This is a genomic window from Collinsella aerofaciens, assembly GCF_032584215.1.
In the GTDB taxonomy this organism is placed as follows: Bacteria; Actinomycetota; Coriobacteriia; order Coriobacteriales; family Coriobacteriaceae; genus Collinsella.
Genome location: NZ_JAWHPN010000015.1, coordinates 35,159 through 62,082 on the forward strand (window position 1 = coordinate 35,159; position 26,924 = coordinate 62,082).

The following is a 26,924-nucleotide window of genomic DNA, read 5'->3' on the forward strand; positions in this document are numbered from 1 at the left end:
CCTTTGGCAGTCAAGATTCGCCTTGCTCGTCACGGCGCTAAGAAGCGTCCGTACTACCGTGTCGTCGTCGCCGATTCCCGCGCCCCGCGTGACGGTCGTATCATCGAGGAGGTTGGCCGCTACAACCCGATGACCGCCCCCAAGACCATCAACCTCGACCTCGAGAAGATCGCCGACTGGCAGTCCAAGGGCGCTCAGCTCACCGACGCCGTCGCCGCTCTGGTCAAGGCCGCCAACGAGGGCGAGAAGACCGAGACCGTCGTCAAGAAGTCCAAGAAGCAGCTCGCCAAAGAGGCCGAGGCCGCTAAGGCTGCCGCTGAGGCCGCTGAGGGCGCCGAGGAGTAAATCGTGCCTGAGGTTGACGCTGCACAGCTCGAGGGTGAGGCAATGCTCTCAGATCGCATCGCCGATCTCGTCGAATATCTCGTTGTTCAGATCGTCGACGACCCGGATTCCGTGAGCCTTGAGGTCATCGATGGTGACGACGCCTCTACGATTGAGGTTTCGGTCGCCGAGGATGACGTCGCTAAGGTCATCGGCCGTCGTGGCCGTACCATCAAGGCCATTCGCACGCTCGCCCGTGCACTGGCCGCTCGCCTCGACACTGCTGTCGAGGTAGAGGTTCTGGGCTAGGACCTTGAGGTCCCAGTACAAAAACATCGCCCGTGTGGTCAAGCCGCACGGAAGGAAGGGGGAGGTCCTCGCGCAGCCGCTGCGGGGGCTTCCTTCTGTATTACAGCCGGGTATGCGCGTCGCCCTGACGCCGCCGGCGCTCAAGCGCGACCGCTTTTGCACGGTCGTGTCCGTCACCGATACGGGCGATGGCGATCTGGTCTCGTTTGAGGGCATTAACGACTTGACGGCCGCCGAGGGCATCACGGGATGCTACGTGCTGGCAAATCGTGACGACTTTGAGCTCGATTCGCTCGATGCTGCCTATACCGACCTGATGGGTCGCGAGGTGGTCGACGAGCGCTTCGGTTCGCTCGGCACGATCGTCGAGATCATGTCGACGCCCGCCAACGATGTTTGGGTTGTTGAGGGTGATCGGTACGGCGAGGTACTGATCCCCGTGATCGAGCAGGTCGTGCTCGATCTTCCCGACATAGGAACAATTTCCGTCCACGTTATGGACGGCCTGATCGATATGGACAAGTAGGGAGGACAACATGCTGATCGAGACCCTTTCGGTCTTTCCCGAGATGTTTGAGCCCGTCATGTCCACATCGATCTTGGGCCGCGCCCGCAAGGCCGGCCTTTTTGATTTTAAGGCGTATAACCTGCGCGACTGGACGCACGACCGCCATCGTACCGTCGATGACGAGCCGTACGGCGGCGGGCAGGGCATGCTCATGAAGGTCGAGCCTATCGCAGAGGCCATCGAGGCCATTAGCGCAGAGGGTCCCAAGCCCACGGTTGTGTTCTTCACCCCCTGTGGCGAGCCCTTTACGCAGCATGTGGCCGAGCGCCTGCTCAAAAGTGAGCGCCTGCTGTTTGTGTGCAGTCGCTACGAGGGCGTCGACGAGCGCGCGTATGCGTATGCCGATGAGCGTCTGTCGATCGGCGACTACGTGCTCACGGGCGGCGAGCTTCCCGCTATGGTCGTTGCCGATGCCGTCGTACGCCTGATTCCCGGCGCCCTGGGCGACGAGATGAGCAACGTCGACGAGTCGTTCTCGACCGCCGAGGACGGAGGACTGCTCGAGTACGCGCAGTACACCCGCCCCGCCGAGTTCAACGGCGAGGGCGTGCCGCCGGTGCTTGTGAGCGGCGATCACGCCAAGGTCGATGCCTGGCGTCGCAAGAACGCCATCGAGCGCACCTGCCGCTGGCGTCCCGATCTGATCGAGACAGCGCGGCTCACGCCCGAGGAGCGCGCTTACGCGCAGGAGATTCTTGACGCTTCGTATTCGCAGAGCGAGGAGTGAGTATGGTTCCTACGCAACATTCCGCGTTGAGGGGCGCTTTTGAGTGGATCGCGGTCATCGCGATCGCGCTCGTGGCCACGTTCCTGATCCGTACCTTTGTGGTCGAGCCCTTTGTGGTGCCCACCGGTTCTATGGAGGACACGATCGAGATTGGCGACCAGATCCTGGCGCAAAAGGTGAGCCTCGAGCTCGGTCAGCCCGTCAAGCAGGGCGATATCGTGGTGTTTCACAACCCCGATGGCACCTCCGAGCATGATGTTCTTGTCAAGCGCGTTATTGCCACGGCCGGCCAGACGGTTGACCTGCAGGACGGCAAGGTGGTCGTTGACGGCCAGGCGCTCGACGAGGACTATACGACGGGCATGAGCTGGCCACTTTCGGTCCAAGCGCCCGGCGCTCAGGTAAGCTATCCCTACACCGTTCCCGACGGGTGCGTGTGGGTGATGGGCGACAACCGCGAAAACTCTGCCGACTCACGCTACTTTGGTCCCGTCGATCGCTCTGATTTGATCGCTGTGGCGCTTGTGCGCTACTGGCCGCTCAACCGCATCGGCGCTATCGACTAAAAACCGCTATAGTACAGTACCTAACCGTGTAATCGTTTCGACGAGGGGATATTAGAGGCATGAACGCTTCATCGCTTTCCTTCCAAGACATCATCCTGCGCCTCCAGCAGTACTGGGGCGAGCAGGGCTGCGTCATTATGCAGCCCTATGACTCCGAGGTCGGTGCCGGTACCTTCCATACCGCGACCACGCTGCGCTCGCTCGGTCCCGCCGAGTGGCGCACCTGCTATGCGCAGCCCTGCCGCCGTCCCGCCGACGGCCGCTACGGCGAGAACCCCAACCGCATGCAGCACTACTATCAGTTCCAGGTGCTCATCAAGCCTTCTCCGGTTAACGCCCAGGAGCTCTACCTGGGGTCTCTTGCCGCTATCGGTCTGGACCCCAACGACCATGACGTCCGCTTTGTCGAGGACGACTGGGAGAGCCCGACGCTCGGCGCCTGGGGCCTTGGCTGGGAGGTCTGGCTCAATGGCATGGAGGTCACGCAGTTTACGTACTTCCAGCAGGTGGGAGGCATCGAGGTCGACCCCGTGCCCGTTGAGATTACCTACGGCCTGGAGCGTATCGCCATGTACGCCCAGGGCGTCAACTCGGTCTACGACCTGGTGTGGAGCTACCTGCCCGACGGCACGCCCATGACCTACGGTGACGTGTTCCTCGAGAACGAGCGCGAGTTCAGCGCTTATAACTTTGAGGTCGCCAACGTCGAGATGATGCGTCAGAAGTTTGACGACTACGAGGCCGAGTGCCATTCCTGCCTGGAGCGAAAGCTGCCGCTGCCGGCGTACGACTGTGTCATGAAGTGCAGCCACGCTTTCAACCTGCTCGATGCCCGTGGCGCGCTGTCCGCGGTCGAGCGTGCTAACTACATCCTGCGCGTCCGCGCCGTCGCCAAGGCGTGCTGCGAGGCCTACATGGCCGAGGTCGCCGGAGTCAACGAGAATGCCGACCAGGAAGGCGAGGTGGCGTAAGCCATGGCAGACGCTAAGGATTTCCTGTTTGAGATCGGTACGGAGGAAATGCCCTCTGCACCGCTGAACAATGCCGTCAAGCAGCTTGGCACTATGATCGCCAAGGGTCTCGACGAGGCCGGTCTGGCCCACGGCGAGGTCCGCGTGATCTCGAGTCCGCGTCGCCTGGCTGCACTCGTGGCTAACGTCGCCACCGCGACCGATGAGGTTCACGAGGTCAAGCGTGGCCCCGCAGCCAACATTGCCTTCGATGCTGACGGTAACGCCACCAAGGCTGCCCAGGGCTTTGCCCGCAAGTGCGGTGTGGTTGCCGAGGACCTGGTCCGTCGCGAGGACACCGACGGTCGCGAGTATGTGTTCGCCGAGAAGAACATTCCTTCCGCCCCGGCCACCCCGATCCTGACGGCCCTGTGCGAGAAGACCATCGCCGGCCTGCAGTGGCCCAACTACCGTAGTCAGCGCTGGGGTCACGAGCATGCGACCTTTGTTCGTCCGGTCCGCTGGATCTGCTGCCTTTTGGGCGAGGATGTTGTGCCCGTATCGTTTGCCGACGTGACGAGCGGCAACACCACGCGCGGTCATCGCGTGCTTGGCCCCGGTGACCATGTGGTCGCCAGCCCCGCCGTCTACGAGCAGGTGCTCGAGGACGCCGGCGTGCTCTCTGCCGAGCGTCGTCGCGAGGCCATCCTTGCCGGTATCGCCGAGGTCGAGGCCGCTCGCCCCGGTTGCCATGTCGACACGCCCAAGAAGGTCTTTGAGGAGGTCATTAACCTCTGCGAGTGGCCGACGGTGCTCGTCGGTACCTTCGACGAGGAGTTCCTCAAGGTCCCGCACGAGATCATCTGCGAGTCCATGCTCACCAACCAGCGCTACTTCCCGATCTATGACGGCGAGGGTAAGCTCACGCGTGAGTTCGTTGTCGTCTCCAACAGCAAGCCCGAGAACGCCGAGCGCGTGATCGACGGCAACGAGCGCGTCGTGCGCGCCCGTCTGGACGACGCCAAGTTCTTCTACGAGGAGGACCTGAAGATCTCCCTCGACGAGTTCCGTGAGCGTCTGGCCAAGGTGGCCTTCCAGGAGAAGCTCGGTAGCGTGCTCGCCAAGTCCGAGCGCATCGAGCAGCTCGCACTCGCTATTGCCCGTGAGGCTCATCTGGGCGCCCATCTTGCCGCTGACGCTGCTCGCGCCGCGCACCTGTGCAAGGCCGACTTGGTATCCAACGCCGTCGTCGAGTTCACGAGCCAGCAGGGCGTGATGGGCGGTTATTACGCGACCGCGATGGGGGAGAATGACGAGGTCGCCCATGCCATTCGCGATCATTATCGTCCCCGCTTTGCCGGTGACGAGTTGCCCGAGGGCACCGCTGGCTGCATCGTGGCCTGCGCCGACAAGCTCGATACCATCGCCGGTATCTTTGCCATCGGCGAGCCCCCGACTGGCTCTTCGGACCCCTACGCGCTGCGTCGCGCCGCCATCGGCATCATCAACATCCTGCGCGACCGTCTGCCGATCGATCCCACGTCGCTTATCGACTTTGCCCTTGAGCTCTATAGCGAGCAGGGTATCGAGTTCGACGCCGCCGAGGTCGCTCAGCAGGTTCGCGACTTCTTCCACGGCCGTCTGGTGAGCATGGCCCGCGATGAAAAGATCCCGGCCGATACCGTTGCCGCCGTCTCCGCGGTGCACATCATCGCCCCGTCCGTCTTCTTCGCCCGCTGCGCCGCCCTCGACGAGGCCCGCAAGAACGACGCTGAGACGTTCGATAACCTGGCGACCGCCTATGCCCGCGCCGCGCACATCTCCAAGCCCGAGCTGGGCGCGGAGTACGACCGCGCCCTGATGGGCGAGGTCGAGCTCGCGCTTGCCGATGCCTCCGAGGCTGCTCAGACCGCTGTCGACGCCGCCCTTGCTGCCGAGGATTACCCGGCCGCATTTGCCGCCCTTGCCGCCCTGCGCGCCCCCATCGACCGCTTCTTCGACGAGGTCATGGTCATGGACAAGGACGAGCAGCTTCGCGATAATCGCCTTAAGCTGCTCAACCGCTTCGAGGTCGTTTTCTCCGGCATCGCAAACATCGGTGAGCTTGCTCGCAAAAAGTAAGCCAGCCTGCGCATAAGCGCAAAAGGAGCCCCGCATGGATTGCCCGGTCACCGCTCGTCCCACCGTTATCGTTATCTCCGACTCGCTCGGTGATACCGCTTGTGAGGTGGTGCTTGCGGCGTCCGGGCAATTTGATGAAGGGGCTTTTCGTCTCTTGCGCCTGCCCAAGGTGAACTCGGTAGAGCAGGTCAAGTCGTTTGTGGGTCCGCGCGTCGATGCCGATCATCGCGATATTGCCGTGTTCCACACCATTGTCGATCCGGCGCTTCGCGCCCGTGTGCTCGATTACCTGGGCATGCTGCATATCCGTTCGGTCGACCTGATCGGCCCGACGCTCGCCGTGCTGTCGTCGCTCATTGGCGTGCCGCCCAAGGGCGTTGCGGGCGTGATTCACAAGACCGATGACCGCTATTTCCATCGTATCGAGGCCATGGAGTATTTCGTTGAGCACGATGACGGGCGCGGCTGCGACGATCTGTCGGGTGCCGATATCGTGCTGCTGGGCGTATCGCGCACGTCCAAGACGCCGCTGTCGATGTATTTGGCCTATCAGGGCTACAAGGTCGCCAATGTCCCACTGGCGCATGGCATGGAGCCTCCCAAGTCGATTTACGAGGTCGACCCGATGCGCCTGTTCGGCCTGATTTCGACCGTCGATGTGATTTCCGAAATTCGCGATAGCCGCTTGGGCGATGACTACGCTCGTGCCGTTGCCGGCTCCTATGCCGAGCCTGAGAGCGTGCACAGCGAGCTCGAGGAATCCCGTGCGCTCATGAAGCGCCTAGGCTGCTTTGTGGTGCGTACCGACGGCAAGGCCATCGAAGAAAGCGCTGCCGAGATCATTAGCCACTTGGAGGAAATCCAAGAAGCCCGTGCCCGCCGCGCCGCCCGTCGAGCCCAATAGTAGCAGCATTTTGATAAAGCGATTTAGCAAAAATATCGCATCTGACCTGCACTTTCTTACAGTGGTATCTTCATAAGGTAACCACCTTTACCTACCGTTTACCGCCAGTTTTAGCACGTTTACCAAACCGCGCATCCTCTGCTTAAGCCCGCTCAAAACCCGCCGTATAGTTCCCTCACGGCCCGCATTTGGCGGGTCGATTCGTTACCACGGTCGTGCGCGTAAGTGCATGAAAGGGGAAGTATCGTGAGCGATTGCAAGAGGGTTTACCGTTTTGGAACCGACGCCCAGGGCACCTGTGTCACTGAGGGCGACAAGTCCATGAACTTCGTGCTTGGCGGCAAGGGCGCAAACCTTGCCGAGATGAGCCGCATCGGCCTGCCGGTTCCCGGTGGCTTTACCATTACCTGCCAGACTTGCGTCGAGTACTCCGGTGCCGGCAACGTGTGGCCCGAGGGCGCACTCGATGAGATCGTTGCTGCCGAGGCGGACCTCGAGGCCCGCTGCGGCAAGAAGCTCGGCGACGCCTCCGATCCGCTGCTCGTGTCGGTTCGTTCGGGCGCTCCGTTCTCCATGCCCGGCATGATGGACACGGTCCTCAACTTAGGCCTCAACGACGACTCCGTTCAGGGGCTCATCGCCCAGACGCAAAATCCGCGTTTTGCTTGGGATAGCTACCGCCGCTTTATTCAGATGTTCTCCAACGTCGTTATGGGCGTTGACGCCGACCTGTTCGAGAACGCCCTGACCCAGGCCCGTCTGGTCGCCGGCGTTCGCGTCGATTCCGAGCTTTCGGCCGAGGACCTGCAGGAACTCGTCGAGACCTTTAAGGGCATCTTCTCCGAGAACGTCGATGCCTCCCTGTATCCCGAGCTCGAGGTCGCTGACGGCAAGCCCGTCTTCCCGCACGACCCGGAGCTTCAGCTACGCCTTGCCATCCAGGCCGTCTTTGGCAGCTGGATGAACGAGCGTGCCTGCATCTACCGCAAGCAGCATGGCATTTCCGACGACCTCGGCACCGCCGTCAACGTGCAGGCCATGGCCTTTGGCAACAAGGGCGAGACCTCTGCGACGGGCGTCGCCTTTACGCGTAATCCGGCCGACGGCACCAAGGAGTTCTACGGCGATTTTCTGGTTAACGCCCAGGGCGAGGACGTCGTCGCCGGCATCCGCAACACCGAGCCCATTGCCGACCTCAAGACCACCCCGGGCCTCGAGTCCGCAGGTGAGGAGCTCGAGCGCGTGTTCCTGACGCTCGAGGACCATTACCGCGATATGTGCGATATCGAGTTCACCATCGAGCAGGGCAAGCTCTGGATGCTCCAGACCCGCGTGGGCAAGCGCACCGCCACCGCCGCCCTGCGCATCGCTATCGAAATGGTCGAGGAGGGCCTGATCACCCGCGAGGAGGCCGTGAGCCGCATCGATCCCGCGCAGCTCGACCAACTCCTGCACCCGCAGTTTGACGCCTCCAAGAAGTACGAGGCGCTGGCCAGCGGTCTGAACGCCAGCCCCGGTGCCGCCGTGGGCGAGGTCGTGTTCTCGAGCGACGACGCCGTCACGCGTTCCGCCGAGGGCCACAAGGTCATTCTGGTTCGTTGGGAGACCAACCCCGACGACCTGAAGGGCATGGTCGCCGCCGAGGGCATCCTGACCAGCCACGGTGGCAAGACGAGTCATGCTGCCGTTATCGCCCGCGGCATGGGTACGCCCTGCGTCTGTGGCGTTGAGCGCTTCCATATCGACGCCGCCGAGAAGGTCGTGCGCATCGAGGGCAGCGACCGCGTGCTGCGCGAGGGCGATGTCATCTCCATCGACGGCACCCAGGGCATCGTCGTCGACGGCGCCGTCGACCTGGTCTCCGCCGAGCTTACCGGCGATCTGGACACCATCCTGTCCTGGGCCGACGAGATTCGCCTGGACGAGACCTGTGGCCATGCCAACCATGTGCGCGTCAACGCCGACAATCCCGAGGATGCCGAGCTTGCGCTCGAGTTTGGCGCCGAGGCCATCGGCCTGTGCCGCACCGAGCACATGTTCCTGGGCGACCGCAAGAACATCATCCAGAGCTTTATCCTGTCTGACGATGAGGCCGTGAAGCAGCAGGCCCTGGCCGACCTGCTCAAGGTTCAGACCGAGGACTTCCTGGCGATGTTCAAGACCATGTCCGGTCGCGATGTGGTCGTCCGCCTGCTCGATCCGCCGCTTCATGAGTTCCTGGATAATCCTCGCGAGCTCGAGGTCGCCATCACCAAGAAGGAAGCCGCCGGCGCCAGCGAGGAAGAGCTTGCAGCCCTGCGCGCCCGCCTGCGTCGTATCGACGGCATGGTCGAGTCGAACCCCATGCTCGGCCTGCGCGGCGTTCGCCTGTCCGTCGTCTTTAGCGATCTGCCGCTCATGCAGGTTCGCGCCGTCGCCACGGCCGCTGCCTGCCTTATCAAGGAGGGCGTCGACCCGCATCCCGAGATCATGGTTCCGCTCGTTTCCATCACGGCTGAGCATGTCCAGACTCGCGAGGTCATCGAGCGCGTAATCGCCGAGGTCTCCGCCGAGGAGGGTGTCGAGCTCAATATTCCCGTGGGCACGATGCTCGAGCTGCCGCGCGCCTGCATGGTCGCTGACGAGATTGCCCATCACGCAGACTTCTTCTGCTTTGGCACCAACGACCTGACCCAGACCACCTTCGGCTTCTCCCGTGACGATGCCGAGGCCAAGTTCATCCCGCTGTACATGCATAAGAAAATTCTGAAGGACAACCCCTTCGAGACCATCGACGCGGCGGTGCTGGAGCTCGTGCGCATGGCCGTGGAGAAGGGTCGCGCCACCAACCCCGACATGCACTTTGGCGTGTGTGGCGAGCACGGCGGCGACCCCAAGTCCATCAAGGGCCTGTTTAATGTGGCCGACGTGGACTACGTGTCCTGCTCGCCCTACCGCGTGCCCCTCGCACGCCTGGCTGCCGCCCAGGCCAAGCTCGAGGCGAAGCGCTCCGCGTAACGTTTTGGGTTCAGACGCCTAACGTAGCCCCCCTCATGCCGTCCGTCTCATTCGTGAGGCGGACGGTTATCATGTGCGGGTTTTGTCTTTTTGTCTGCGTAAAAAATTGTTCTTGCAGCAGAAACCCGCGCGTGTATACTCGAATACGTTTGTTCAACTACGTGCCGGCCAGAGTGGTACGGCACCTCTAGAAGAGTAAGGAATTGCACATGGATTACATCCGCGCAATCGAGCGTCAGCAGATCCGCGAGGACATTCCTCAGGTTCGCGTCGCCGACAACGTCAAGGTTCACTACCGCATTAAGGAAGGCGACCGCGAGCGCATCCAGGTCTTCCAGGGCGACGTCATCCGCATGGCCGGCGCCGGTGCCCGCGAGACCTTCACCGTCCGCAAGATGTCCTTCGGTGTCGGTGTTGAGCGTACCTTCCCGCTTCACAGCCCCAAGATCGCCAAGCTCGAGGTCGTTCGTCATGGTCGCGTCCGTCGCGCCAAGCTGTACTACCTCCGCGACAAGGTGGGCAAGGCTGCTCGCATCCCCGAGAAGCGCTAAGAAGATCGCAGCGTCTGTCCACTCGTTTGGACACAAGGGTCACCTTCGGGTGGCCCTTCTTTTTATCTGATTTGCATGCAAGGAGGGCCTGGTATGGCCAATATGACGAGCTCGGTTTCGGCATCGCAGGTTGCCGGAGAGCTAGCGAGCGCAACGTTTGAGGAGATCCCCGCCCTCGTGGAGCATTATCGCGAGGACCCGCGCCAGCAGGTGATCAAGGCTTGTGAACGCGCCCTCAAACGCCATGCTAAGGAACTTGCCGAGCGCGAGCGCGTCAATGACATGTACGAGCTTATGCATGAGCTTGGCGGCGATGGGGTGGTCGTTGGTGTCGACGAGGTGGGCCGCGGCTCGGTAGCGGGCCCCTTAACCGTGTGTGCCGTGTGCCTTCCCATGGAGCCGCGCGTCTGGGGCATCAACGATTCCAAAAAGCTCACGCCGGCGCGCCGCGAGTTGCTCTCAGTGAAGATTGCCGAGGTGGCGACGGCGATCGGTTTTTGCCATATCGCGCCTAAGGATATCGATGAGATGGGCATGGCCCGTGCTATCCGTACCGCCGTTGCGGGCGCCGTGGCCGATACGGGACTTGAACCCGACTGCGTCCTCATGGATGGCAACCCCTTGGGCGCTGTTCCTAACGAGCGCGATGTGGTGAAAGGCGATGCCAAGATCGCCTGCATCGCCGCAGCGTCCATCATGGCCAAGGTCACGCGTGACGAGATGATGGTCGAGTACGACGCCGAGTACCCCGAGTACCATCTGGCCGAGTCGAAGGGCTATGCGAGCCCCGAGCACATCGAGGCCATTCGCAAACATGGACTTTGTCCGCTGCACCGCGTGAGCTTTTGCGGAAACTTTCTGCAGACTGAGCGCCTTTTCTAGGCCAATTGTGGAGACAGGGACCTCTGTGGTTTTATAAACCTGCTGGTAGCGGGCCGTATGCAGCAGCATTGCTGCGTACGGCCCGTTTTTTGTCGGCATTTGGTCAGCTTTTGGTTTGCTTCCGGTACTTACCCGCATGAAAGGTGCCCTCATCATCGGGGCAATGCAGTGTGCGGGAAAGGAGACCCCATGAGTGCCGCAAGCAAAAAGAGCAAGACGCAGCAGCTCAAGGAGCGTTGGGAAAACGGCGAGCTCGACTGTGGGGCGATGACGCCCGAGTTTATCAAGGGACTCAGTCCCCGCGAGCTGGGCATGCTAGGCGAGCTGATCACCATCGACTACTTTAACGAGCGCGGCTACACCTTGCTGGAGCAGGGTTATCGTTGCACCGAGGGCGAGGCCGATCTGGTGCTGCTCGATGAGCTCGACGATGTCGTGGTGATGGCCGAGGTCAAGACCAGACGCGTTGCGCTGGATTGCAACACGCGGGTCTTTCCCGAGGAGGCCGTGGACGCCCAAAAGCAACGCCGCTACCGCCGCATCGCAAGTTGCTATCTCATGGAGCATTATCCGCTCAAGGCGATTCGCTTCGATGCCGTGGGCGTCACCATCCGCGACGGGCATATCGCCGAGATCGAGCACCAGTACAACGCGTTCGATTGGCAGGTGTCGTGATGGCGTTCGAGACGTTTGCCGTTCACGCGGCCTGCATCCGCGGCGTCGAGGCGATTCACGTCACGGTCGAGGTCTCGCTTGCCGGCGGCGTTCCGGGCATTCAGATGCTCGGCATCCCGAGTATGGAGGTGATGGAGTCACGTGGTCGTATTCGCTGTGCGATGCGCTCGGCCGGCTTTGAGATCCCGCGCTCGGGCATTACGGTCAATCTGGCGCCCGGCGATATTCGCAAGACCGGTAGCGGCTTTGATCTGCCCATCGCCATCGCGGTTCTAGCGGCCGATGGTCAGATTCCCCGCGACAACCTCGATCGTTGTCTTATCGCCGGCGAGCTCGGCTTGGACGGCACGGTGCTTCCTGTCAAAGGCGAGGTGGCGTTTCAGCTATTGGCTCGCGACATGGGGCTGTCTTTTATCGCCGGCAGGTCCGACCAGCATGTGCCACTCGCGGGCGTGGATTGCGGCTTTATCGACCATCTGTCTCAGCTTGCTCACGGCATGGGCGATGCCGCACGGCACTACTTGGATTCCGAGGGTGTCGAGGCGACCTTTGAGCCCGAGCTCGACTATGCAGACGTGCTGGGGCAGGAAGTCGCTAAACGCGGCATGGCGCTTGCGGCGGCAGGAGAACTCGGCTTGCTCATGATCGGGTCTCCGGGATCGGGCAAGACGATGCTCGCACGCCGTATGACCGGCATCCTGCCCGAGCTTTCCGTTGAGGATCAGCAGGAGGCACTGTGCATCCATTCGGTTTTGGGTGAGAACATTGATGGCTTGTTGGCGGGGCACCGCCCCTTCCGCAGTCCCCACCACAGTATTTCGACCGCAGGCCTTATCGGCGGCGGGCGCCCGGTGCACCCGGGTGAGATCAGCCTTGCTCATGGCGGCGTGCTCTTTTTGGACGAGCTTGCCGAGTTTCCCACTGGAGTGCTGCAGACGCTGCGTCAGCCCATCGAGCGCGGCTACGTGAGGATCGTACGCGTCGACGGGGCTTTTACCTTCCCGTCGCGCTTTCAGCTGCTGGCTGCGAGCAATCCCTGCCCCTGCGGCTTTTTGGGCGATCGCGAGGTGCCGTGTCGCTGCTCGGCGGCGATGGTGGAGCGCTATCGGGCTAAGCTGCGCGGTCCTTTGGCCGACCGTATCGACATGATGATCGATGTGACCCGTCCCGACCCCCAAGTGATTATCGAGGGTGCGGAGGGTATGTCGTCGGCCGAGTTACGTGACTACGTTGTGCGCGGTCGCGCCTTTCGCGCTTGGCGCGAATCCCGTATGGACGATGCGGATGCCGAGGCCGAGGATGACGAGACGCGGTCCATTGACGGCGTCGTTTCGACCTTTGAGCTCGATGATGCGGCGGAGAAGTGTGTGCTCGGCCTGTCGAAGCGCACGCATCTTACGGGTCGCGGCATCGTGCGCCTGGTGCGTATCGCGCGTACAATCGCCGACGTCGCCGAGAGCGAGCAAGTGACGCAGGACCACGTGCTCGAGGCGGCGATGTACCAGGGAAGGAGGGACCAATGATGGCCGAGGGGACCTTCGAGCTGCATCCAGGTAACGCGTTGTATCCCGAGACCGTTTTGGAGCTTTCTGATGTACCTCAGACGCTCTATGTGCGCGGCAACCCCGAGGTGCTTTCGACGCCCGCGCTCTCCATCATCGGCGCGCGAAAGGCCTCGCCGTATGGTCTTGCCGTGGCAGAGCTTGCGGCAAAGGTTGCGGTCGAGGCGGGAGTGACGGTAGTTTCGGGCGGCGCGGTCGGTTGTGACCAGGCCTCGGGTTGGGCTGCGGTCAACGCCGGCGGCAAACACGTCGTGGTAATGGGGACGGGTGCCGACGTGGTCTACCCGCGTTCGAGCGCGGGGCTTATTACGCGCACGCTCGATACGGGTGGCGCGGTCGTGTCGATCTCTCCGTGGGGCATGGGTCCGCGCAAGTTTGCCTTTCCGCGCCGCAATCGCGTGATTGCCGCGCTTTCGCAGGCGCTCTTTGTGTCGGAGGCCGGCATGCCCTCGGGCACGTTCTCGACGGCGGAGGCCGCCATGGACCTGGGGCGCGAGCTGCTTGCGGTACCGGGATCCATCTTGTCACCCGAGTCGCGCGGGACCAACTACCTCATCGCCAACGGGGCCTGCTGCATTATCGACGAGGAATCTATTGAGATGGCCATCTCGCGAATCTACGGCACCTTGCGCTATTCGCGTCCCGATGCGCCCGGTATCGCCGATCTGGACCCCATGCAGCAGACCGTGATGCATGCGCTCATCGCCTCTCCGCTCAAGGTCGACGACATCGCGGCACTCGTGTCGCTCGATGCAGTCGGCGTACTCAAACTCTTGGGTTCGCTTGAACTCGAGGGCCTTATCGAGCGCATGATGGATGGAAGGTATGCGCCCTCCAAGTTTGCCCTTCACGCCCAGACGCCCTTCGGTCACAATGGAAAACGTGTCAATTAGAAAGGTGTTTGCAGATGCAGTTCGATCAGGTGACGGTTATCGGTGGCGGTCTGGCGGGTTCGGAGTGCGCGATCCAGCTGGCAGACCGCGGGTTTGCCGTAAAGCTGTGCGAGATGCGCCCCCAGGTGAGCTCCCCGGCCCACCATACCGATCACCTGGCAGAGCTCGTCTGCTCCAATTCGTTTAAGTCGACCCGTCCGGATTCTGCGGCTGGTTTGCTGAAGGCCGAGCTTGAGCGCATGGGTTCAGTCCTGCTCGATTGCGCCCATCGCGCGGCTGTTCCCGCCGGCGGTGCCCTGGCGGTCGACCGCGTCAAGTTTTCCGAGCTTGTCGAGGCCGAGGTTGCCGCCCGTCCCAATATCGAGGTCGTGCACGGCGAGGTCACGCAGATTCCCGAGGGTCACGTGGTCATTGCCGCGGGCCCGCTGTGTTCACCGGCGCTGAGCGAAGAGGTTATGAAGCTCGTCGGTGGCGATGCCCTGGCATTCTTTGATGCGGCGGCGCCGATCGTCGATGCCTCCACGCTCGATATGGACGTGCTGTTCTCGCAGTCGCGCTACGAGGAGCAGGGGGGCGGCGACTATCTCAACGCTCCGCTCAATAAGGAGGAGTACGAGGCCTTTATCGAGGCGCTTACCACGGCCGACCGCGTGGTGCTCAAAGACTTTGAGGGCGGCGATCTGTTCCAGGCTTGCCAGCCTGCCGAGGAAGTTGCGCGCACCGGCAAGGACGCCATTCGCTTTGGCGCCATGAAGCCCGTCGGCCTCACCGACCCGCGTACCGGACGTCGCCCCTGGGCGGCGATTCAGCTGCGTGCCGAGAACAAGGAGAAGACCGCCTATAACCTGGTGGGCTTCCAGACCAACTTGACCTTTGGCGAGCAGAAGCGCGTCTTCCATATGGTGCCGGGCCTGGAGAACGCTGAGTTCTTCCGCTACGGCGTCATGCACCGCAATACCTTTGTCGACGCCCCGCACGTGCTCGATGGCACCTTTGCCGTGCCTGGTACCGGCGTGCGCCTGGCCGGTCAGATCACCGGCACCGAGGGGTACATGGAAGCCGTGGCGACCGGTCTGCTCGCGGCGTTCAACACCTATGCCGAGGCTATCGGCGCCGCGGGCGTCGAGTTGCCCCGCGTGGGCGCCCTGGGCGCGCTCGTGGGCTATGCGACCGATCCTGCCACCGTGGGCTACCAGCCCATGCATGTCAACTTTGGCCTGGTGCCGCCGCTCGAGGACGGTAAGCGTCGCAGCAAGCGCGACCGCTACCAGGCGTATGCGGACCGTGCGCTTGAGGCCCTTGATGCCTATCTGGCCACTCGCCCCGATCTGTTTGGAGGCGACCGGTCATAGCCTTTGACCTGTACGACACCGTCGACTCGTTTATCGCCTATATCGCACGCGTCGAGGGACTTTCTCCCAACACGGTGACGGCCTATGGCTCGAGGCTGGAGCGCTTTGCTGCGTGGTGCGAACGCGAGGGCATCGACGCTCGCGCCGCCGACGTACGGACCGTTCGTTCCTATTTGGCCGAGCTGTCGCGTGGCCAGGTGGCGGCTCGGACCCTTGCGGCACACCTGTCTGCCATTCGCTCACTCTATCGGTGGATGGCTGTCGAGGGGATTGTCGAGGGCGATGCGGTCTCGGCGATCGCATCGCCCAAGCTGCCGCGCGACCTGCCGGGCGTCCTTACGACTCAACAGGTGGAGGCACTCCTCAAAGCCCCCGATACCTCAACACCCGCGGGACTGCGCGATGCGGCGATGCTCGAGTTGCTCTATGCCTCGGGTGCCCGCATCTCAGAGCTTGCGGCGCTCAATGTGGAATCCATCTCATGGTCCGAGCGCACGCTGCGCCTGTGGGGCAAGGGGAGCAAAGAACGTATCGTCCCCTTGTATCGTCGTGCGCTCGATGTGACTCGTTTCTATATTGAGGAGGGGAGGCCGGTGTTGCTCGCTCAGGCAAAGCGCCGTGACCCCGCCACCGGGCCGCATCCGCTGCTTATATCGGCGCGCGGCAATCGCATGAGTGCCGCCATGCTCAGGCGGCGGTTCCATACGCTGGCGACGCTCGCCGGCATTCCGGCCGACATCGCCCCGCATGCGATGCGCCATACCTTTGCGACCGACTTGCTCGAGGGCGGTGCGGACCTGCGCTCGGTTCAAGAGCTGCTGGGCCATGCGAGCCTGTCCACGACGCAGATTTACACGCATCTCACACCCGATCGGCTCAAACGTGCCGTGGCTCAAGCCCATCCCCGCGGCGAATAGTGGCTGGGACGTCCCGCGCCGCACCGAGGTGTGTGGTTTTGATTGCGGGTTGGCAGGAAGAAGCATTCCTGCTATCATTCATCGGGTTGCTTCACGGCAACATGTTTTTATCACGCACGCGCGGCTACTTCATACCGTGGTGCCCGGGCTTTGGTAGCACATGTCCGGGTTGGTTTTGGAGGATGACCCCGCGCGGAGGCAAACCACAGGAGGTTTAACATGGCTACCAAGATTAATATCCGCACCCTGCTCGAGGCCGGCTGCCACTTCGGTCACCAGACCCGTCGCTGGAACCCCAAGATGAAGCCGTTCATCTTCGGTGAGCGCAACGGCATCTACATCCTCGACCTCAAGCAGACCATCCTCGACGCCGACCAGGCCTACACCTTCGTCAAGAACGTCGCCAAGGGTGGCAACGTGCTGTTCGTCGGCACCAAGAAGCAGGCTCAGGAGGCCGTCAAGAACGCTGCTGAGCGCGCCAACATGCCGTACATCAACCAGCGTTGGCTCGGCGGTATGCTGACCAACTTCGTCACCATCCGCTCCCGCATCAACCGCATGGAGGAGCTCGAGGCCATGGTCGAGGACGGCCGCATGGCTGTTCTGCCCAAGAAGGAGCAGGCTGTTCTCGGCAAGGAGCTCACCAAGCTCCAGACCAACCTCGGTGGCGCCCGCGACATGAAGGGTCTGCCCCAGGCTCTCTTCGTCATCGACACCAAGCGCGAGGAGAACGCCATCAAGGAGGCCCAGCGCCTGAACATCCCCGTCGTCGCCCTGATCGACACCAACTCCGATCCCGACGAGGTCGAGTACGGCATCCCCTGCAACGATGACGCTATCTCCGCTGTCACCCTTATGTGCGAGCTCATGGCTGACGCCTGCCTCGCTGGCTCCGGCAAGGAGCAGGTCTCCGAGGCCGAGATGGCCGCTGAGCCCAAGGCCGAGTAAATCAGTCTTAGTTAATTCTTTTTCATCTCTTTGAAAGGAACCACAATGGCCCAGATTACCGCCGCTATGGTCAAGCAGCTCCGCGAGATGACCGACTCCCCGATGATGGAGTGCAAGAAGGCTCTCGTCGAGGCTGACGGCGACATGGACGCCGCTGTCGACGTTCTGCGTAAGAACGGCCTTGCCAAGGCTGCCAAGAAGGCTGGCCGTGAGACCAACGAGGGCGCTGTCGCCGCGTTCGTCTCCGAGGATGGCAAGACCGGCGCTCTGCTCGAGCTCTCCTGCGAGACCGACTTCGTTGGCTCTAACGCCAAGTTCACCGGCTTTGCTTCCAAGGTCGCTGAGGTTGTCGCTACCACCGAGCCTGCTGACGTCGACGCTCTGCTCGAGAAGCCGATGGGCGAGGAGACCGTTTCCTCCGAGCTCACCGAGATGATTCACATCATGGGCGAGAACATGAAGATCTCCCGCTTCGCTGCCCGCAAGGCTGAGAACGGCGCGCTCGCTTCTTACATCCACATGGGTGGTAAGATCGGCGTCCTCGTCGAGTTCGCCTTCGAGAAGGCTGAGACCGCTCAGGCTGAGTCCTTCAAGACCTTCGCTCACGACGTTGCCCTTCAGGTTGCTGCCGTCGCCCCGATCTGCGCTACCCGCGATCAGGTTCCGGCCGAGACCGTCGAGCACGAGAAGCAGATCTACATGGCCCAGGCTGCCGAGTCCGGCAAGCCCGAGGCTATCCAGGAGAAGATGGCTGTCGGCCGTCTGGAGAAGTTCTACAAGCAGTCCGTGCTCACCGAGCAGGAGTTCATCAAGGACAGCTCCCTCACCATCAAGAAGTACGCTGAGCAGGTCTCCAAGGAGCTCGGCGACACCATTACCGTCGTTGCCTTTGACCGTCTGGTCCGTGGCGAGTAAATAAGCTCTTGTAGCTGGTAATGAGCAGGCTGTGGGTTTTACTCACAGCCTGCTTTTTCATGGCTCTTATCAGAGCCTTTGATATCATATTGAGAGTCTAATTAAAGGAGGATCGCTTTGTCCGACATCCGATATAAACGCGTGCTTCTGAAGCTTTCCGGCGAAGCACTGATGGGCGACGGCCAATATGGCATCGACCCCAAGGTTACCGACCATCTTGCCAAGCAGGTCAAGGAGCTGCTCGCCGTTGGCCATGAGGTCGGCGTCGTTGTCGGCGGCGGCAATATTTTCCGCGGCATGGCCGGCGCTGCCGGTGGCATGGAGCGTGCTCAGGCCGACTACATGGGCATGCTGGCAACCGTTATGAACGCGCTCGCCCTGCAGGATGCCTTCGAGCACAACGATGTTCCCTGCCGCGTTATGAGCGCTATCCAGATGAACGAGATCTGCGAGCCCTATATTCGCCGTCGTGCCATCAACCACCTTTCCAAGGGCAACGTCGTTATTTTTGCCGCCGGTTCGGGCAATCCGTACTTTACGACCGACACCGCCGCGGCTCTTCGTGCGTGCGAGATCGGCGCCGAGATTCTGATTAAAGCCACCAAGGTTGACGGCATCTACGATAAGGATCCCGTCAAGTGCGCCGATGCCGTCCGTTTTGACAAGATTACCTATCACGAGGTTCTCGTCCGCGGTCTGCAGGTTATGGATTCCACGGCTACGGCACTGTGCCAGGACAACCGTATGCCGATTTTGGTCCTCAACATCGATGGCGAGGACACCGTCAAGCGCGCGCTTTCGGGTGAGCCCGTCGGCACGCTCGTCTATCAGGAGGATTAAGCATGGCAGAGAACATCACCGCCCACATGGACAAGTCGCTCGAGTCCCTCAAGCATAACTTCTCCAAGGTTCGTACCGGCCGCGCCAATGCCAACATTCTGTCCGACATCACCGTCGATTATTACGGTGTTCCCACTCCGGTCACGCAGGTTGCTGCCGTCAAGACCCCCGAGGCCCACATGCTGCTCATCGAGCCGTGGGACAAGGCACTCATCAATGCTATCGTCAAGGCCATCGGCGCTTCCGATCTGGGTATTACCCCCAACTCCGATGGCACCGTCGTTCGTCTTCCGTTCCCGGCTCCCACTGAGGAGCGCCGTCGCGAGCTCGTCAAGGAGTGCCGCGAGTACGCCGAGCAGGCCAAGGTGTCTATCCGTAACATCCGTCGCGACTTCAACAACAAGCTCGAGCGCGATGAGGAGCTCACCGAGGACGATGTTCGTCGCGAGCAGGCCAAGGTCCAGAAGCACACTGATGAGTATGTCGCCAAGGTCGAGGAGCTTCTGAAGGAAAAAGAAGCCGAGGTCATGGAGATCTAAGATGCAATACGACGAGCATAAACTGGTCGAGTACTTTGCCGACGCCCCTGCGGGCGTCGGTTTTTCCGACCTTGACTTCAATAACATTCCGCACCATATCTCGTGCATCATGGACGGCAACGGTCGTTGGGCCACGTCGCGCGGTCTTGCACGCACTGAGGGCCACAAGGCGGGTATCGTCTCGCTGCGCGAGATCATTACCGCCTGCGTGCGCCTGGGCGTCGACGTGCTTTCGGCCTATGCGTTTTCTACCGAAAACTGGAACCGCCCGCAGCATGAGGTCAACGTCTTGATGCACCTGTTTGCCAAGACGTTCATCGACGAGTTGCCGCTTCTGAAGCGCGAAAACGTGCGCGTGGTCTTTTTGGGTGATATTTCCGCGCTGCCCAAGAAGACCCGCGACGTTTTTGAACGCGGTCTTGCCGAGTGCGCCGATCACACCGGTATGACGCTGGCGCTTGCCGTCAACTACGGCGCGCGTGCCGAGATTACCCGCGCTGTCCGTCAGATCGCGCTCGACGTTGCCGCCGGTAAGATTGATCCTGCCGCAATTGATGACGACATGGTGGCTTCCCACCTCTATACCGCCGGCCTTCCCGATCCTGAGCTTGTGATTCGCACCTCTGGTGAGCTGCGCCTTTCGAACTATCTGCTGTGGCAGGTGGCTTATTCCGAGTTCTATGTCACCGATACCTATTGGCCCGACTTTGATCGTTGGGGCCTTGTCGACGCCATTTTGGCCTATCAGGGCCGTGACCGTAGGTTTGGTGGACTGAGCAAGACCGAGGAGGCTTAATCGTGTCCGATCGTCCCAAGGCAACTGCTCCCAAGACATCTGAGCGCAAGGCTGTCGCTGCGGGAGCGCCCGCAGCGAAGAATGGCACCGGTTCGTGGCTTGCGGGCTTTATTACCCGTGCCGCCGCCGGTATCGTCTATGCCGTCGTCTTTATCCTGTGCCTGGTTTTGGGTATCGTGCCCACGGCCATCTTTGTTTCCGTCATGAGCGGTCTGTGCTGTTATGAGTTTTTCCGTATGACGAGGCTCGATGGCAAGATGGCTAACGAGCGCATGGGTATCGCTGCCGCCGTACTCTTTCCGCTGTCGGCGTTGGGCGATTCGATGTTGCTGAATGCCCTGCTTTTTGCCCTGATGCTCGCTGTGGGCATTTGGTATGTCTGGTCGCCGCGTACCCGCATCTCTGATGTGGCCGTTACGCTCATGGGTCCCATCTACACTGGCTTTATGCTGTCGGCTATCGTGCTGCTGCGCGATGCCGTGCCCGGTTTTGCCGGCGCCCTGCTTTCGGTGGGCGTTTGCGCGTCCCTTTGGGTCTCCGATTCGTTTGCCTACATCGTGGGCAGCCGTATCGGTAAGCACAAGATGGTTCCCAAGATCTCTCCCAAAAAGAGCTGGGAGGGGTTTGTCGGCGGCATCCTGGGCTCGGTTTTGATTTGGCTCATTCTGTGGGCGACGCACTTCTACAAGCTCAGCCTGCCCTATGCGCTGCTGTGCGGCGTGGTCGTGTCCGTCCTGGGCGTTATCGGCGACCTTATCGAGTCGCGCATCAAGCGTGGCGTGGGCGTCAAGGATTCCGGCAACCTTATCCCGGGCCATGGCGGCATGCTCGACCGTAGCGACTCGCTTATCTTTGGCTGCATTACCGCTCAGCTGCTTTTGATGATCGGAGGCGTGCTGTAATGTCATTCCAGACGACGTATGGCCCCGATGGACGCCTCCGTGTTGCCATCCTGGGTTGTACGGGCTCTATCGGCACCCAGGCACTCGATGTGTGCCGTCAGCATGCTGATCGCCTGCAGGTGACGGCGCTGTCCGTTAATTCCAGCACCTCTGAGCTCGTTGCCGCTGCCCGCGAGTTCTCGGTTCCGGCGGTTGCCGTGGCCGACGCCGCCCACGGTGCGGACGCTGTGCTGCAGGAGTTGCCCGAGGGAACGAAGCTCGGCGTTGGCGCGCAGGCGGTTTGCGAGCTCGCGCGTCGCGACGATGTCGACTGCGTGCTCGTTGCTATTGTGGGCGCTGCCGGTCTCGAGGCGAGCCATGCGGCCTTGACCTCTAATAAGCGCCTTGCCCTTGCCAACAAGGAGTCACTCGTCGTCGGTGGCGACTTGCTTATGCCGTTGGCACAACCGGGCCAGCTTATTCCAGTCGACTCTGAGCACTCCGCCATCTACCAGTGCTATCTGGGGGAGGACCCGCGCGAGGCTCATTGTATTTGGCTTACCTGCTCGGGCGGTCCGTTCTTTGGCCGCACGCGCGACGAGCTCAATCGCGTGACGCGTGCCGATGCCCTCGCACATCCCACGTGGGCCATGGGTGCCAAGATCACCATCGACTCCGCCACCCTCATGAACAAGGGCCTAGAGCGCATTGAGGCCATGCATCTGTTTAACTGCGACCTCGATTTCATTAACGTGGTCGTGCAGCGTCAGTCCAAGATTCACTCTATGGTCGAGTTTGCCGACGGCTCCGTGATGGCGCATCTCGGTGCTTCCGACATGCGTATTCCCATCCAGTTCGCGTTCTCGTATCCCGAGCGTTGGGATACCCCGGCGCCTCGTATCGATTTCCGCGAGCTGGGGCAGCTCACGTTTGATGCTGCCGACATGGATACCTTTCGCTGTCTGGCACTGGCCGAACGTGCTGGCAAGACGGGTGGCACCATGCCGTGCGTGCTCAATGCCGCCAACGAGGTCGCCGTCGATGCCTTCCTGCACGATGGCTGCAGCTTTACCGATATCGATCGCATTGTAGAATCCTGCATGGATGCCCACGATATGCAGGCGGTCGATTCGTTTGAGCAGCTTCGCGACATCGATGCGTGGGCGCGTGAAAAGGCTGCGCAGGTGCTCGCCGCAACCCGTTCCTAACCCATAAGGATTGCTTTTTCGTTTTATGGATACTGTTCTGAGCGTTCTCTCATCGGTCTTTTGGGGCTTGTTGATGCTTTCCGTCCTCGTGTTTTTGCACGAGGGCGGCCACTTTTTGGCGGCGCGTGCCTGCGGCGTCCGTGTGACCGAGTTCTTTTTGGGCCTGCCGTGCCGCTTTGACATCCATTACACGTCACGTCGCATTGGAACCAAGTTTGGCGTGACCCCGCTGCTGCTGGGTGGCTACGCTGCCATCTGCGGTATGGATCCGACCGACGTCTCGTGCGCCGATCGCGTGCTCGCGGCTATCTATCGTCATGGTCGCGTGACCGTGGCCGACCTTGCCGCCGAGCTCGAGCTATCCGAGGAGGTCGTGCTCGAGGCATGCGCCTTGCTCTTGGGTTGGGGCTCTATCGCGCCTTGGTATGAGGAAGGGGAGAAGCCCTCGCCGAGCTACTATCCCACCAAGTATCAGACGCTGCCGCGAGACGCGGCAGGCTACACCACCTTTGACGGCCGCCGGTTCGATCGCGAACATTCAACTGCCGAGGGCGATGTGTGGGAGCTGCCGTGCGGCGAAGCCGAGTTCCTTGCGCAAGAGCGTTCGCATACCTATCTGGGCCAGGGTTTTCTCAAGCGCGCCTTTATGCTGCTCGCGGGCATTCTCGTCAATATCCTGACGGGCTTTTTGCTGCTTATGAGCATCTATTCTATTGCGGGTGTCACCGTGCCGATGGATACCAACGTGATCGGTCAGGTTGACGAGGGGTCTATTGCCGCCAAGGCAGGTATCGAGGCTGGTGATGCGATCCTTTCGGTTGACGGTGTATCGTGCTCCACATGGATGAACGTTTACGATGCTATCGGCAAGGCCGCCGGTAAGGACGATATCGCCATCGAGTACGAGCGTGACGGCAAGCAGCATTCGACCACGGTTGCGCTCAAAGAGGACGAGCGCCTAGGTGTGTATGCCTCTACGCAGGTAGTCCGTTTGGACCCCATCACCTCGGCGCGTCTGTCATTCTCCTATGTTGTGCAGACCGCGGAGGGCGTGATGCGCCTGCTCCAGCCGCAGCATACGATGGAGATTCTCGATCAGTCTTCTTCGATCGTGGGTATTAGCGTTATGTCCTCACAGGCTGCTGCTGCCGGTCCTGCCACGTTCCTTTCGTTTGCCGCCCTCATTTCGTTCTCGCTTGGCTTTATGAACCTGCTGCCCATCCCACCACTCGATGGCGGCAAGCTGGTCATCGAGATCATTCAAAAGATTGTGGGCCGCGAGCTTCCGCTCAAGGTCCAGACGATTGTGAGCTATGTGGGCATCGCGCTCTTTGCGCTGCTGTTTGTCTATATGCTTCGTTCCGACATCCTTCGATTTATTCTGTAGGGGAGTGTTTGGATTGTCTTTATCCCATCCTTTGCCTCGCGATTTGACTCGCCCCGTGCATGTGGGCGGTGTGCAGATCGGTGGCGGTGCGCCGGTGGTGGTCCAATCCATGACCTGCACCGATACCGCTGATGCCCAGGCAACACTTGCGCAAGTGTGCGCGTTGGCGCAGGCTGGCTGCGATATCGTGCGTGTGAGCGTGCCCACTGAGGCCGCGCTTGAGGGTTTCCGCACCATCTGTGCCGAGTCTCCGGTGCCAATCGTTGCCGATATCCACTTTAACCACAAGCTGGCCATTGGCGCTGTGGAGGCCGGTGCCGCCAAGCTCCGCATCAATCCCGGCAACATTGGCGATTGGGCCAAGGTCGATGCCGTGATCGATGCCGCGGGCGCCGCTGGGTGCGCGATTCGCATTGGCGTGAACGCGGGCTCGCTTGAGCAGGATATCGCCGAGCGCGAAGACCTCACGCAGCCCGAAAAGCTCGTGATGTCGAGCGAGCGCTTCGTCAAGCACTTTGAGGACCGCGGCTTTACGAACATTGTGCTTTCGGCCAAGGCCCATAGCGTGCAAACGACGCTCGATACCTATCGAGCCCTGTCGCGTGAGATTCCCCACGTTCCGCTTCACCTGGGCGTTACCGAGGCGGGTACCAAGCTTCAGGGCACCATTAAGAGCTCGGTGGGCCTTGGTATTCTGCTGTCTGAGGGTATCGGTGACACCATGCGCGTCTCTCTCACGGCCGATCCGGTTGAGGAGCCGCCGGTCGCCTGGGGAATTTTGCAGTCGCTGGGCCTGCGTCGCCGTGGTCCCGAGATTGTCTCGTGCCCCACGTGTGCCCGCTGCCAGGTTAACCTCATTCCCATCGCCGAGGAGGTCACCGAGCGGCTTAAGAACTACTCCGCGCCGCTTTCGATCGCCGTTATGGGATGCGCGGTCAATGGCCCCGGCGAGGCCTCTGACGCCGACTTGGGCGTTGCCTGCGGACGAGGTCAGGGCCTGCTCTTTTCGCATGGCCAGATCATTGGTAAAGTAGCTGAGGATCAAATTGTCGACGCGCTGATGGCCGAGGTCGACAAACTTATTGAGGAGAAGTAAATGACCCGAGCAATGTATATGTCTAAGCTTTATGCGCCGACGCTTAAAGAGGATCCGGCGGACGCTGAGCTCGCCAGCCACCGTCTGCTGCTCCGTGCCGGCATGATCCGCAAGGAGGCCGCCGGTCTATATTCCTACCTGCCGCTTGCTTGGCGCTCGATTCGTAAGATCGAGAACATCGTGCGCGACGAGATGGACGCCGCCGGCGCCCAGGAGCTTATGATGCCTATCATGGTCGATGCCGAGTTGTGGCGTGAGTCCGGCCGCATCGACGCCTATGGCAAGGAGCTTGTGCGCTTTGACGACCGTCACGGTCGCGAGTTCGTCCTGGGCCCCACGCACGAGGAGACCGTGACCGCCTTGGTTCGCAATGAGCTGCGTTCCTACAAGCAGCTGCCCGTCAACCTGTACCACATTCAGGACAAGTTCCGCGACGAGTTCCGTCCCCGCTTTGGCCTGATGCGCGGTCGCGAGTTCATCATGAAGGACGCCTACAGCTTCTCCGCCACGCAGGAGAGCCTGCAGGAGGAGTACGACAAGATGAAGCAGGCCTACGCTAACATCTGCGAGCGCTGCTACATCAAGGCCCTGCCTGTTGTTGCCGACTCTGGTGAGATCGGTGGCGATACCTCCGTTGAGTACATGGCTTTGGCCGACGCTGGCGAGGCTTCGCTGGTCTACTGCGACGATTGCGGCTTTGCTGCCGATGACGAGGCGGCAAGCACCAAGGTCGTCGTGACCGAGGGTCCTGGCGACGGTACGCTTACCAAGGTCGAGACTCCGGGCATGGGCACCATCGAGGCCGTTGCAAAGTTCTTCGGCTTCCCCGAGAACGGTACACGCAAGTCCTTGGCTCTCATTGACGCTGAGGGCAAGCCAGTCGTGGCCATTGTTCCGGGCGACCACGAGCTCAATGATTGCAAGGCCGAGCATGTCTTTGGCAAGGGCTATCGAATGATGACTGATGAGGAGCTCCAGACTTATGGTCTGCATAAGGGCTTTATCGGACCGGTTAACTTGCCCGAGGGCATCCGCCTGGTGTGTGACGAGAGCCTGCGTGAGTCTAAGCAGTGGGCCTGCGGCGCCAACGAGGTCGACTATCACTTTACCGGTGCCTGCCCCGAGCGCGACTTTACCGTAGACGAGTGGGCCGACCTGGTAACCGTTGTGGCCGGCGATCCCTGCCCGCACTGCGGCAAGCCGCTCTCCGCTGCTCGCGGCATCGAGGTCTCCCAGGTCTTCCAGCTGGGCACCAAGTATTCCGAGGCCATGGGTGCCACCTTTATGGACGAGGACGGCAAGGAGAAGCCGCTCATCATGGGCTGCTACGGCGTTGGTGTGTCCCGCTCGCTCGCTGCCGTCGTGGAGCAGCACAACGACGAGCACGGTATCGTCTGGCCGGTCTCCGTTGCCCCGTACGAGGTCGCGGTGATTCCGCTCGATCCCAAGAAGGAGGAGTGCGCTACCGTCTGCGAGCAGATCGTTGATGGCCTGTGCGCCGAGGGTATCGAGGTTGTCGTCGACGACCGCGACGAGCGTCCCGGCTTTAAGTTTGCCGACAACGACCTTATGGGTTTCCCGTATCAGGTCGTTCTGGGTAAGCGTGGCCTTAAGAATGGCACCGTTGAGCTCAAGGACCGTGCCACGGGTGAACGCGAGGATGTGGCGATCGACGAGGTCGTCGCCAAGGTCGCCGAGCTTGTGAAGGCTGCCCGTCGCTAATCTACGCTTCTGCTATTAGATGTAATTGCAGGACTGCTCCGTATCTCTCTTAGGATGAGATGCGGGGCAGTCCTTTTTGTTGCGTGAATTAGCTCGACGGGTAAAGGAAAACCCCACAGCCCATTGAACTGCCTCCCATTTCTTGGACATGAGAAATGGGAGGCTTTTGGAGTGGGAAGGATAAACTGGACTTTCTTTTAAGGACCATCAAGCGTATTGCCGCTCGTATTCCACTGGAGACATGTAGCCCAGGGTGGAATGCATGCGCACCCTATTGTAATAGAGCTCTATGTA

27 protein-coding genes are annotated in these 26,924 nt (G+C 61.3%); 26 read left to right on the forward strand and 1 reads right to left on the reverse strand.

Annotated elements, in window-relative coordinates; all coding sequences use genetic code 11:
• Window positions 1-3 precede the first annotated feature (3 nt).
• The 26 genes from rpsP (at window position 4) to RX395_RS05910 (ending at window position 26,630) form a co-directional block, all read left to right on the forward strand.
• A complete protein-coding gene (gene rpsP, locus RX395_RS05785) occupies window positions 4-345 on the forward strand; it encodes a 30S ribosomal protein S16 (protein WP_022094749.1) in 342 nt (113 codons plus the stop codon).
• A 42-nt stretch (window positions 346-387) separates the two neighbouring features.
• Window positions 388-633, forward strand: a complete 246-nt coding sequence (locus tag RX395_RS05790) for a KH domain-containing protein (RefSeq protein WP_171021534.1) — start codon at window positions 388-390, stop codon at window positions 631-633.
• Between the two features lie 4 nt (window positions 634-637).
• Complete coding sequence (gene rimM, locus RX395_RS05795; RefSeq protein ID WP_316366158.1) at window positions 638-1,159, forward strand: ribosome maturation factor RimM; 522 nt, start codon at window positions 638-640, stop codon at window positions 1,157-1,159.
• A 10-nt stretch (window positions 1,160-1,169) separates the two neighbouring features.
• Entirely contained in the window at window positions 1,170-1,928 is a 759-nt protein-coding gene (trmD, locus tag RX395_RS05800; RefSeq protein WP_055285126.1) for a tRNA (guanosine(37)-N1)-methyltransferase TrmD, read from the forward strand.
• Between the two features lie 2 nt (window positions 1,929-1,930).
• Window positions 1,931-2,494 (forward strand): signal peptidase I, encoded by a 564-nt coding sequence (lepB, locus tag RX395_RS05805; RefSeq protein WP_055285127.1) that lies wholly within the window; start codon window positions 1,931-1,933, stop codon window positions 2,492-2,494.
• 59 nt (window positions 2,495-2,553) lie between these two features.
• The gene (locus RX395_RS05810; protein ID WP_006236091.1) at window positions 2,554-3,465 is read left to right on the forward strand and encodes a glycine--tRNA ligase subunit alpha; all 912 of its coding nucleotides are present in this window, start codon (window positions 2,554-2,556) and stop codon (window positions 3,463-3,465) included.
• A gap of 3 nt (window positions 3,466-3,468) precedes the next feature.
• Window positions 3,469-5,565, forward strand: a complete 2,097-nt coding sequence (glyS, locus tag RX395_RS05815; protein ID WP_316366163.1) for a glycine--tRNA ligase subunit beta — start codon at window positions 3,469-3,471, stop codon at window positions 5,563-5,565.
• A gap of 34 nt (window positions 5,566-5,599) precedes the next feature.
• A complete protein-coding gene (locus RX395_RS05820) occupies window positions 5,600-6,469 on the forward strand; it encodes a pyruvate, water dikinase regulatory protein (RefSeq protein ID WP_316366165.1) in 870 nt (289 codons plus the stop codon).
• A 246-nt stretch (window positions 6,470-6,715) separates the two neighbouring features.
• Window positions 6,716-9,466 (forward strand): pyruvate, phosphate dikinase, encoded by a 2,751-nt coding sequence (ppdK, locus tag RX395_RS05825; RefSeq protein ID WP_316366167.1) that lies wholly within the window; start codon window positions 6,716-6,718, stop codon window positions 9,464-9,466.
• Window positions 9,467-9,675: 209 nt separating this feature from the next.
• Window positions 9,676-10,017, forward strand: coding sequence for a 50S ribosomal protein L19 (rplS, locus tag RX395_RS05830; RefSeq protein ID WP_006236098.1), 342 nt, complete (start codon window positions 9,676-9,678; stop codon window positions 10,015-10,017).
• Between the two features lie 93 nt (window positions 10,018-10,110).
• Window positions 10,111-10,899: a ribonuclease HII gene (locus RX395_RS05835; protein WP_055250018.1), complete on the forward strand. Its 789-nt coding sequence runs from the start codon at window positions 10,111-10,113 to the stop codon at window positions 10,897-10,899.
• 189 nt (window positions 10,900-11,088) lie between these two features.
• On the forward strand, window positions 11,089-11,574 hold the full coding sequence (locus RX395_RS05840) for a YraN family protein (RefSeq protein ID WP_152068233.1): 486 nt from the start codon (window positions 11,089-11,091) through the stop codon (window positions 11,572-11,574).
• Window positions 11,574-13,097 carry a YifB family Mg chelatase-like AAA ATPase gene (locus RX395_RS05845; protein ID WP_316366171.1) on the forward strand — a complete coding sequence of 508 codons (1,524 nt, stop codon included), beginning with the start codon at window positions 11,574-11,576 and terminating at the stop codon, window positions 13,095-13,097. The genes RX395_RS05840 and RX395_RS05845 overlap by 1 nt, the downstream gene beginning before the upstream one ends.
• Window positions 13,097-14,029: a DNA-processing protein DprA gene (locus tag RX395_RS05850; RefSeq protein WP_316366173.1), complete on the forward strand. Its 933-nt coding sequence runs from the start codon at window positions 13,097-13,099 to the stop codon at window positions 14,027-14,029. The genes RX395_RS05845 and RX395_RS05850 overlap by 1 nt, the downstream gene beginning before the upstream one ends.
• Window positions 14,030-14,043: 14 nt before the next feature.
• Entirely contained in the window at window positions 14,044-15,381 is a 1,338-nt protein-coding gene (trmFO, locus tag RX395_RS05855; RefSeq protein WP_316366175.1) for a methylenetetrahydrofolate--tRNA-(uracil(54)-C(5))-methyltransferase (FADH(2)-oxidizing) TrmFO, read from the forward strand.
• A gap of 8 nt (window positions 15,382-15,389) precedes the next feature.
• Window positions 15,390-16,298 carry a tyrosine recombinase gene (locus RX395_RS05860; protein WP_316366190.1) on the forward strand — a complete coding sequence of 303 codons (909 nt, stop codon included), beginning with the start codon at window positions 15,390-15,392 and terminating at the stop codon, window positions 16,296-16,298.
• Window positions 16,299-16,517: 219 nt separating this feature from the next.
• Window positions 16,518-17,246 carry a 30S ribosomal protein S2 gene (rpsB, locus tag RX395_RS05865; protein WP_006236109.1) on the forward strand — a complete coding sequence of 243 codons (729 nt, stop codon included), beginning with the start codon at window positions 16,518-16,520 and terminating at the stop codon, window positions 17,244-17,246.
• Window positions 17,247-17,291: 45 nt separating this feature from the next.
• Window positions 17,292-18,161 carry a translation elongation factor Ts gene (tsf, locus tag RX395_RS05870; protein WP_022094736.1) on the forward strand — a complete coding sequence of 290 codons (870 nt, stop codon included), beginning with the start codon at window positions 17,292-17,294 and terminating at the stop codon, window positions 18,159-18,161.
• Between the two features lie 117 nt (window positions 18,162-18,278).
• Window positions 18,279-19,001 (forward strand): UMP kinase, encoded by a 723-nt coding sequence (pyrH, locus tag RX395_RS05875; RefSeq protein ID WP_035138557.1) that lies wholly within the window; start codon window positions 18,279-18,281, stop codon window positions 18,999-19,001.
• A 2-nt stretch (window positions 19,002-19,003) separates the two neighbouring features.
• A complete protein-coding gene (gene frr, locus RX395_RS05880; protein ID WP_006236112.1) occupies window positions 19,004-19,540 on the forward strand; it encodes a ribosome recycling factor in 537 nt (178 codons plus the stop codon).
• Window position 19,541: 1 nt separating this feature from the next.
• Window positions 19,542-20,336 carry an isoprenyl transferase gene (locus tag RX395_RS05885; RefSeq protein WP_316366179.1) on the forward strand — a complete coding sequence of 265 codons (795 nt, stop codon included), beginning with the start codon at window positions 19,542-19,544 and terminating at the stop codon, window positions 20,334-20,336.
• 2 nt (window positions 20,337-20,338) lie between these two features.
• A complete protein-coding gene (locus RX395_RS05890; RefSeq protein ID WP_316366181.1) occupies window positions 20,339-21,238 on the forward strand; it encodes a phosphatidate cytidylyltransferase in 900 nt (299 codons plus the stop codon).
• A complete protein-coding gene (gene dxr / locus RX395_RS05895) occupies window positions 21,238-22,425 on the forward strand; it encodes a 1-deoxy-D-xylulose-5-phosphate reductoisomerase (protein WP_316366182.1) in 1,188 nt (395 codons plus the stop codon). Before RX395_RS05890 ends, dxr begins: the two co-directional genes overlap by 1 nt.
• A gap of 25 nt (window positions 22,426-22,450) precedes the next feature.
• Window positions 22,451-23,812 carry a M50 family metallopeptidase gene (locus RX395_RS05900; RefSeq protein ID WP_316366184.1) on the forward strand — a complete coding sequence of 454 codons (1,362 nt, stop codon included), beginning with the start codon at window positions 22,451-22,453 and terminating at the stop codon, window positions 23,810-23,812.
• 13 nt (window positions 23,813-23,825) lie between these two features.
• A complete protein-coding gene (ispG, locus tag RX395_RS05905; RefSeq protein WP_316366185.1) occupies window positions 23,826-24,908 on the forward strand; it encodes a flavodoxin-dependent (E)-4-hydroxy-3-methylbut-2-enyl-diphosphate synthase in 1,083 nt (360 codons plus the stop codon).
• Window positions 24,909-26,630 carry a proline--tRNA ligase gene (locus RX395_RS05910; RefSeq protein WP_271738226.1) on the forward strand — a complete coding sequence of 574 codons (1,722 nt, stop codon included), beginning with the start codon at window positions 24,909-24,911 and terminating at the stop codon, window positions 26,628-26,630. It begins immediately after the preceding gene.
• A gap of 207 nt (window positions 26,631-26,837) precedes the next feature.
• Here the strand turns inward: RX395_RS05910 and RX395_RS10255 are convergent, their stop codons facing one another.
• Window positions 26,838-26,921, reverse strand: coding sequence for an IS3 family transposase (locus tag RX395_RS10255; protein WP_226812472.1), 84 nt, complete (start codon window positions 26,919-26,921; stop codon window positions 26,838-26,840).
• Between the last annotated feature and the right edge of the window lie 3 nt (window positions 26,922-26,924).

What these genes read in the sequence shown, in the direction of transcription:
- RX395_RS05790 (WP_171021534.1), top strand. Translation starts at nt 388, where the DNA reads ATGCTCTCAGATCGCATCGCCGATCTCGTCGAATATCTCGTTGTTCAG.
- trmD (WP_055285126.1), top strand. Translation starts at nt 1,170, where the DNA reads ATGCTGATCGAGACCCTTTCGGTCTTTCCCGAGATGTTTGAGCCCGTC.
- lepB (WP_055285127.1), top strand. Translation starts at nt 1,931, where the DNA reads ATGGTTCCTACGCAACATTCCGCGTTGAGGGGCGCTTTTGAGTGGATC.
- RX395_RS05810 (WP_006236091.1), top strand. Translation starts at nt 2,554, where the DNA reads ATGAACGCTTCATCGCTTTCCTTCCAAGACATCATCCTGCGCCTCCAG.
- glyS (WP_316366163.1), top strand. Translation starts at nt 3,469, where the DNA reads ATGGCAGACGCTAAGGATTTCCTGTTTGAGATCGGTACGGAGGAAATG.
- RX395_RS05820 (WP_316366165.1), top strand. Translation starts at nt 5,600, where the DNA reads ATGGATTGCCCGGTCACCGCTCGTCCCACCGTTATCGTTATCTCCGAC.
- rplS (WP_006236098.1), top strand. Translation starts at nt 9,676, where the DNA reads ATGGATTACATCCGCGCAATCGAGCGTCAGCAGATCCGCGAGGACATT.
- RX395_RS05835 (WP_055250018.1), top strand. Translation starts at nt 10,111, where the DNA reads ATGGCCAATATGACGAGCTCGGTTTCGGCATCGCAGGTTGCCGGAGAG.
- RX395_RS05840 (WP_152068233.1), top strand. Translation starts at nt 11,089, where the DNA reads ATGAGTGCCGCAAGCAAAAAGAGCAAGACGCAGCAGCTCAAGGAGCGT.
- RX395_RS05845 (WP_316366171.1), top strand. Translation starts at nt 11,574, where the DNA reads ATGGCGTTCGAGACGTTTGCCGTTCACGCGGCCTGCATCCGCGGCGTC.
- RX395_RS05850 (WP_316366173.1), top strand. Translation starts at nt 13,097, where the DNA reads ATGGCCGAGGGGACCTTCGAGCTGCATCCAGGTAACGCGTTGTATCCC.
- trmFO (WP_316366175.1), top strand. Translation starts at nt 14,044, where the DNA reads ATGCAGTTCGATCAGGTGACGGTTATCGGTGGCGGTCTGGCGGGTTCG.
- rpsB (WP_006236109.1), top strand. Translation starts at nt 16,518, where the DNA reads ATGGCTACCAAGATTAATATCCGCACCCTGCTCGAGGCCGGCTGCCAC.
- tsf (WP_022094736.1), top strand. Translation starts at nt 17,292, where the DNA reads ATGGCCCAGATTACCGCCGCTATGGTCAAGCAGCTCCGCGAGATGACC.
- frr (WP_006236112.1), top strand. Translation starts at nt 19,004, where the DNA reads ATGGCAGAGAACATCACCGCCCACATGGACAAGTCGCTCGAGTCCCTC.
- RX395_RS05885 (WP_316366179.1), top strand. Translation starts at nt 19,542, where the DNA reads ATGCAATACGACGAGCATAAACTGGTCGAGTACTTTGCCGACGCCCCT.
- dxr (WP_316366182.1), top strand. Translation starts at nt 21,238, where the DNA reads ATGTCATTCCAGACGACGTATGGCCCCGATGGACGCCTCCGTGTTGCC.
- RX395_RS05900 (WP_316366184.1), top strand. Translation starts at nt 22,451, where the DNA reads ATGGATACTGTTCTGAGCGTTCTCTCATCGGTCTTTTGGGGCTTGTTG.
- RX395_RS05910 (WP_271738226.1), top strand. Translation starts at nt 24,909, where the DNA reads ATGACCCGAGCAATGTATATGTCTAAGCTTTATGCGCCGACGCTTAAA.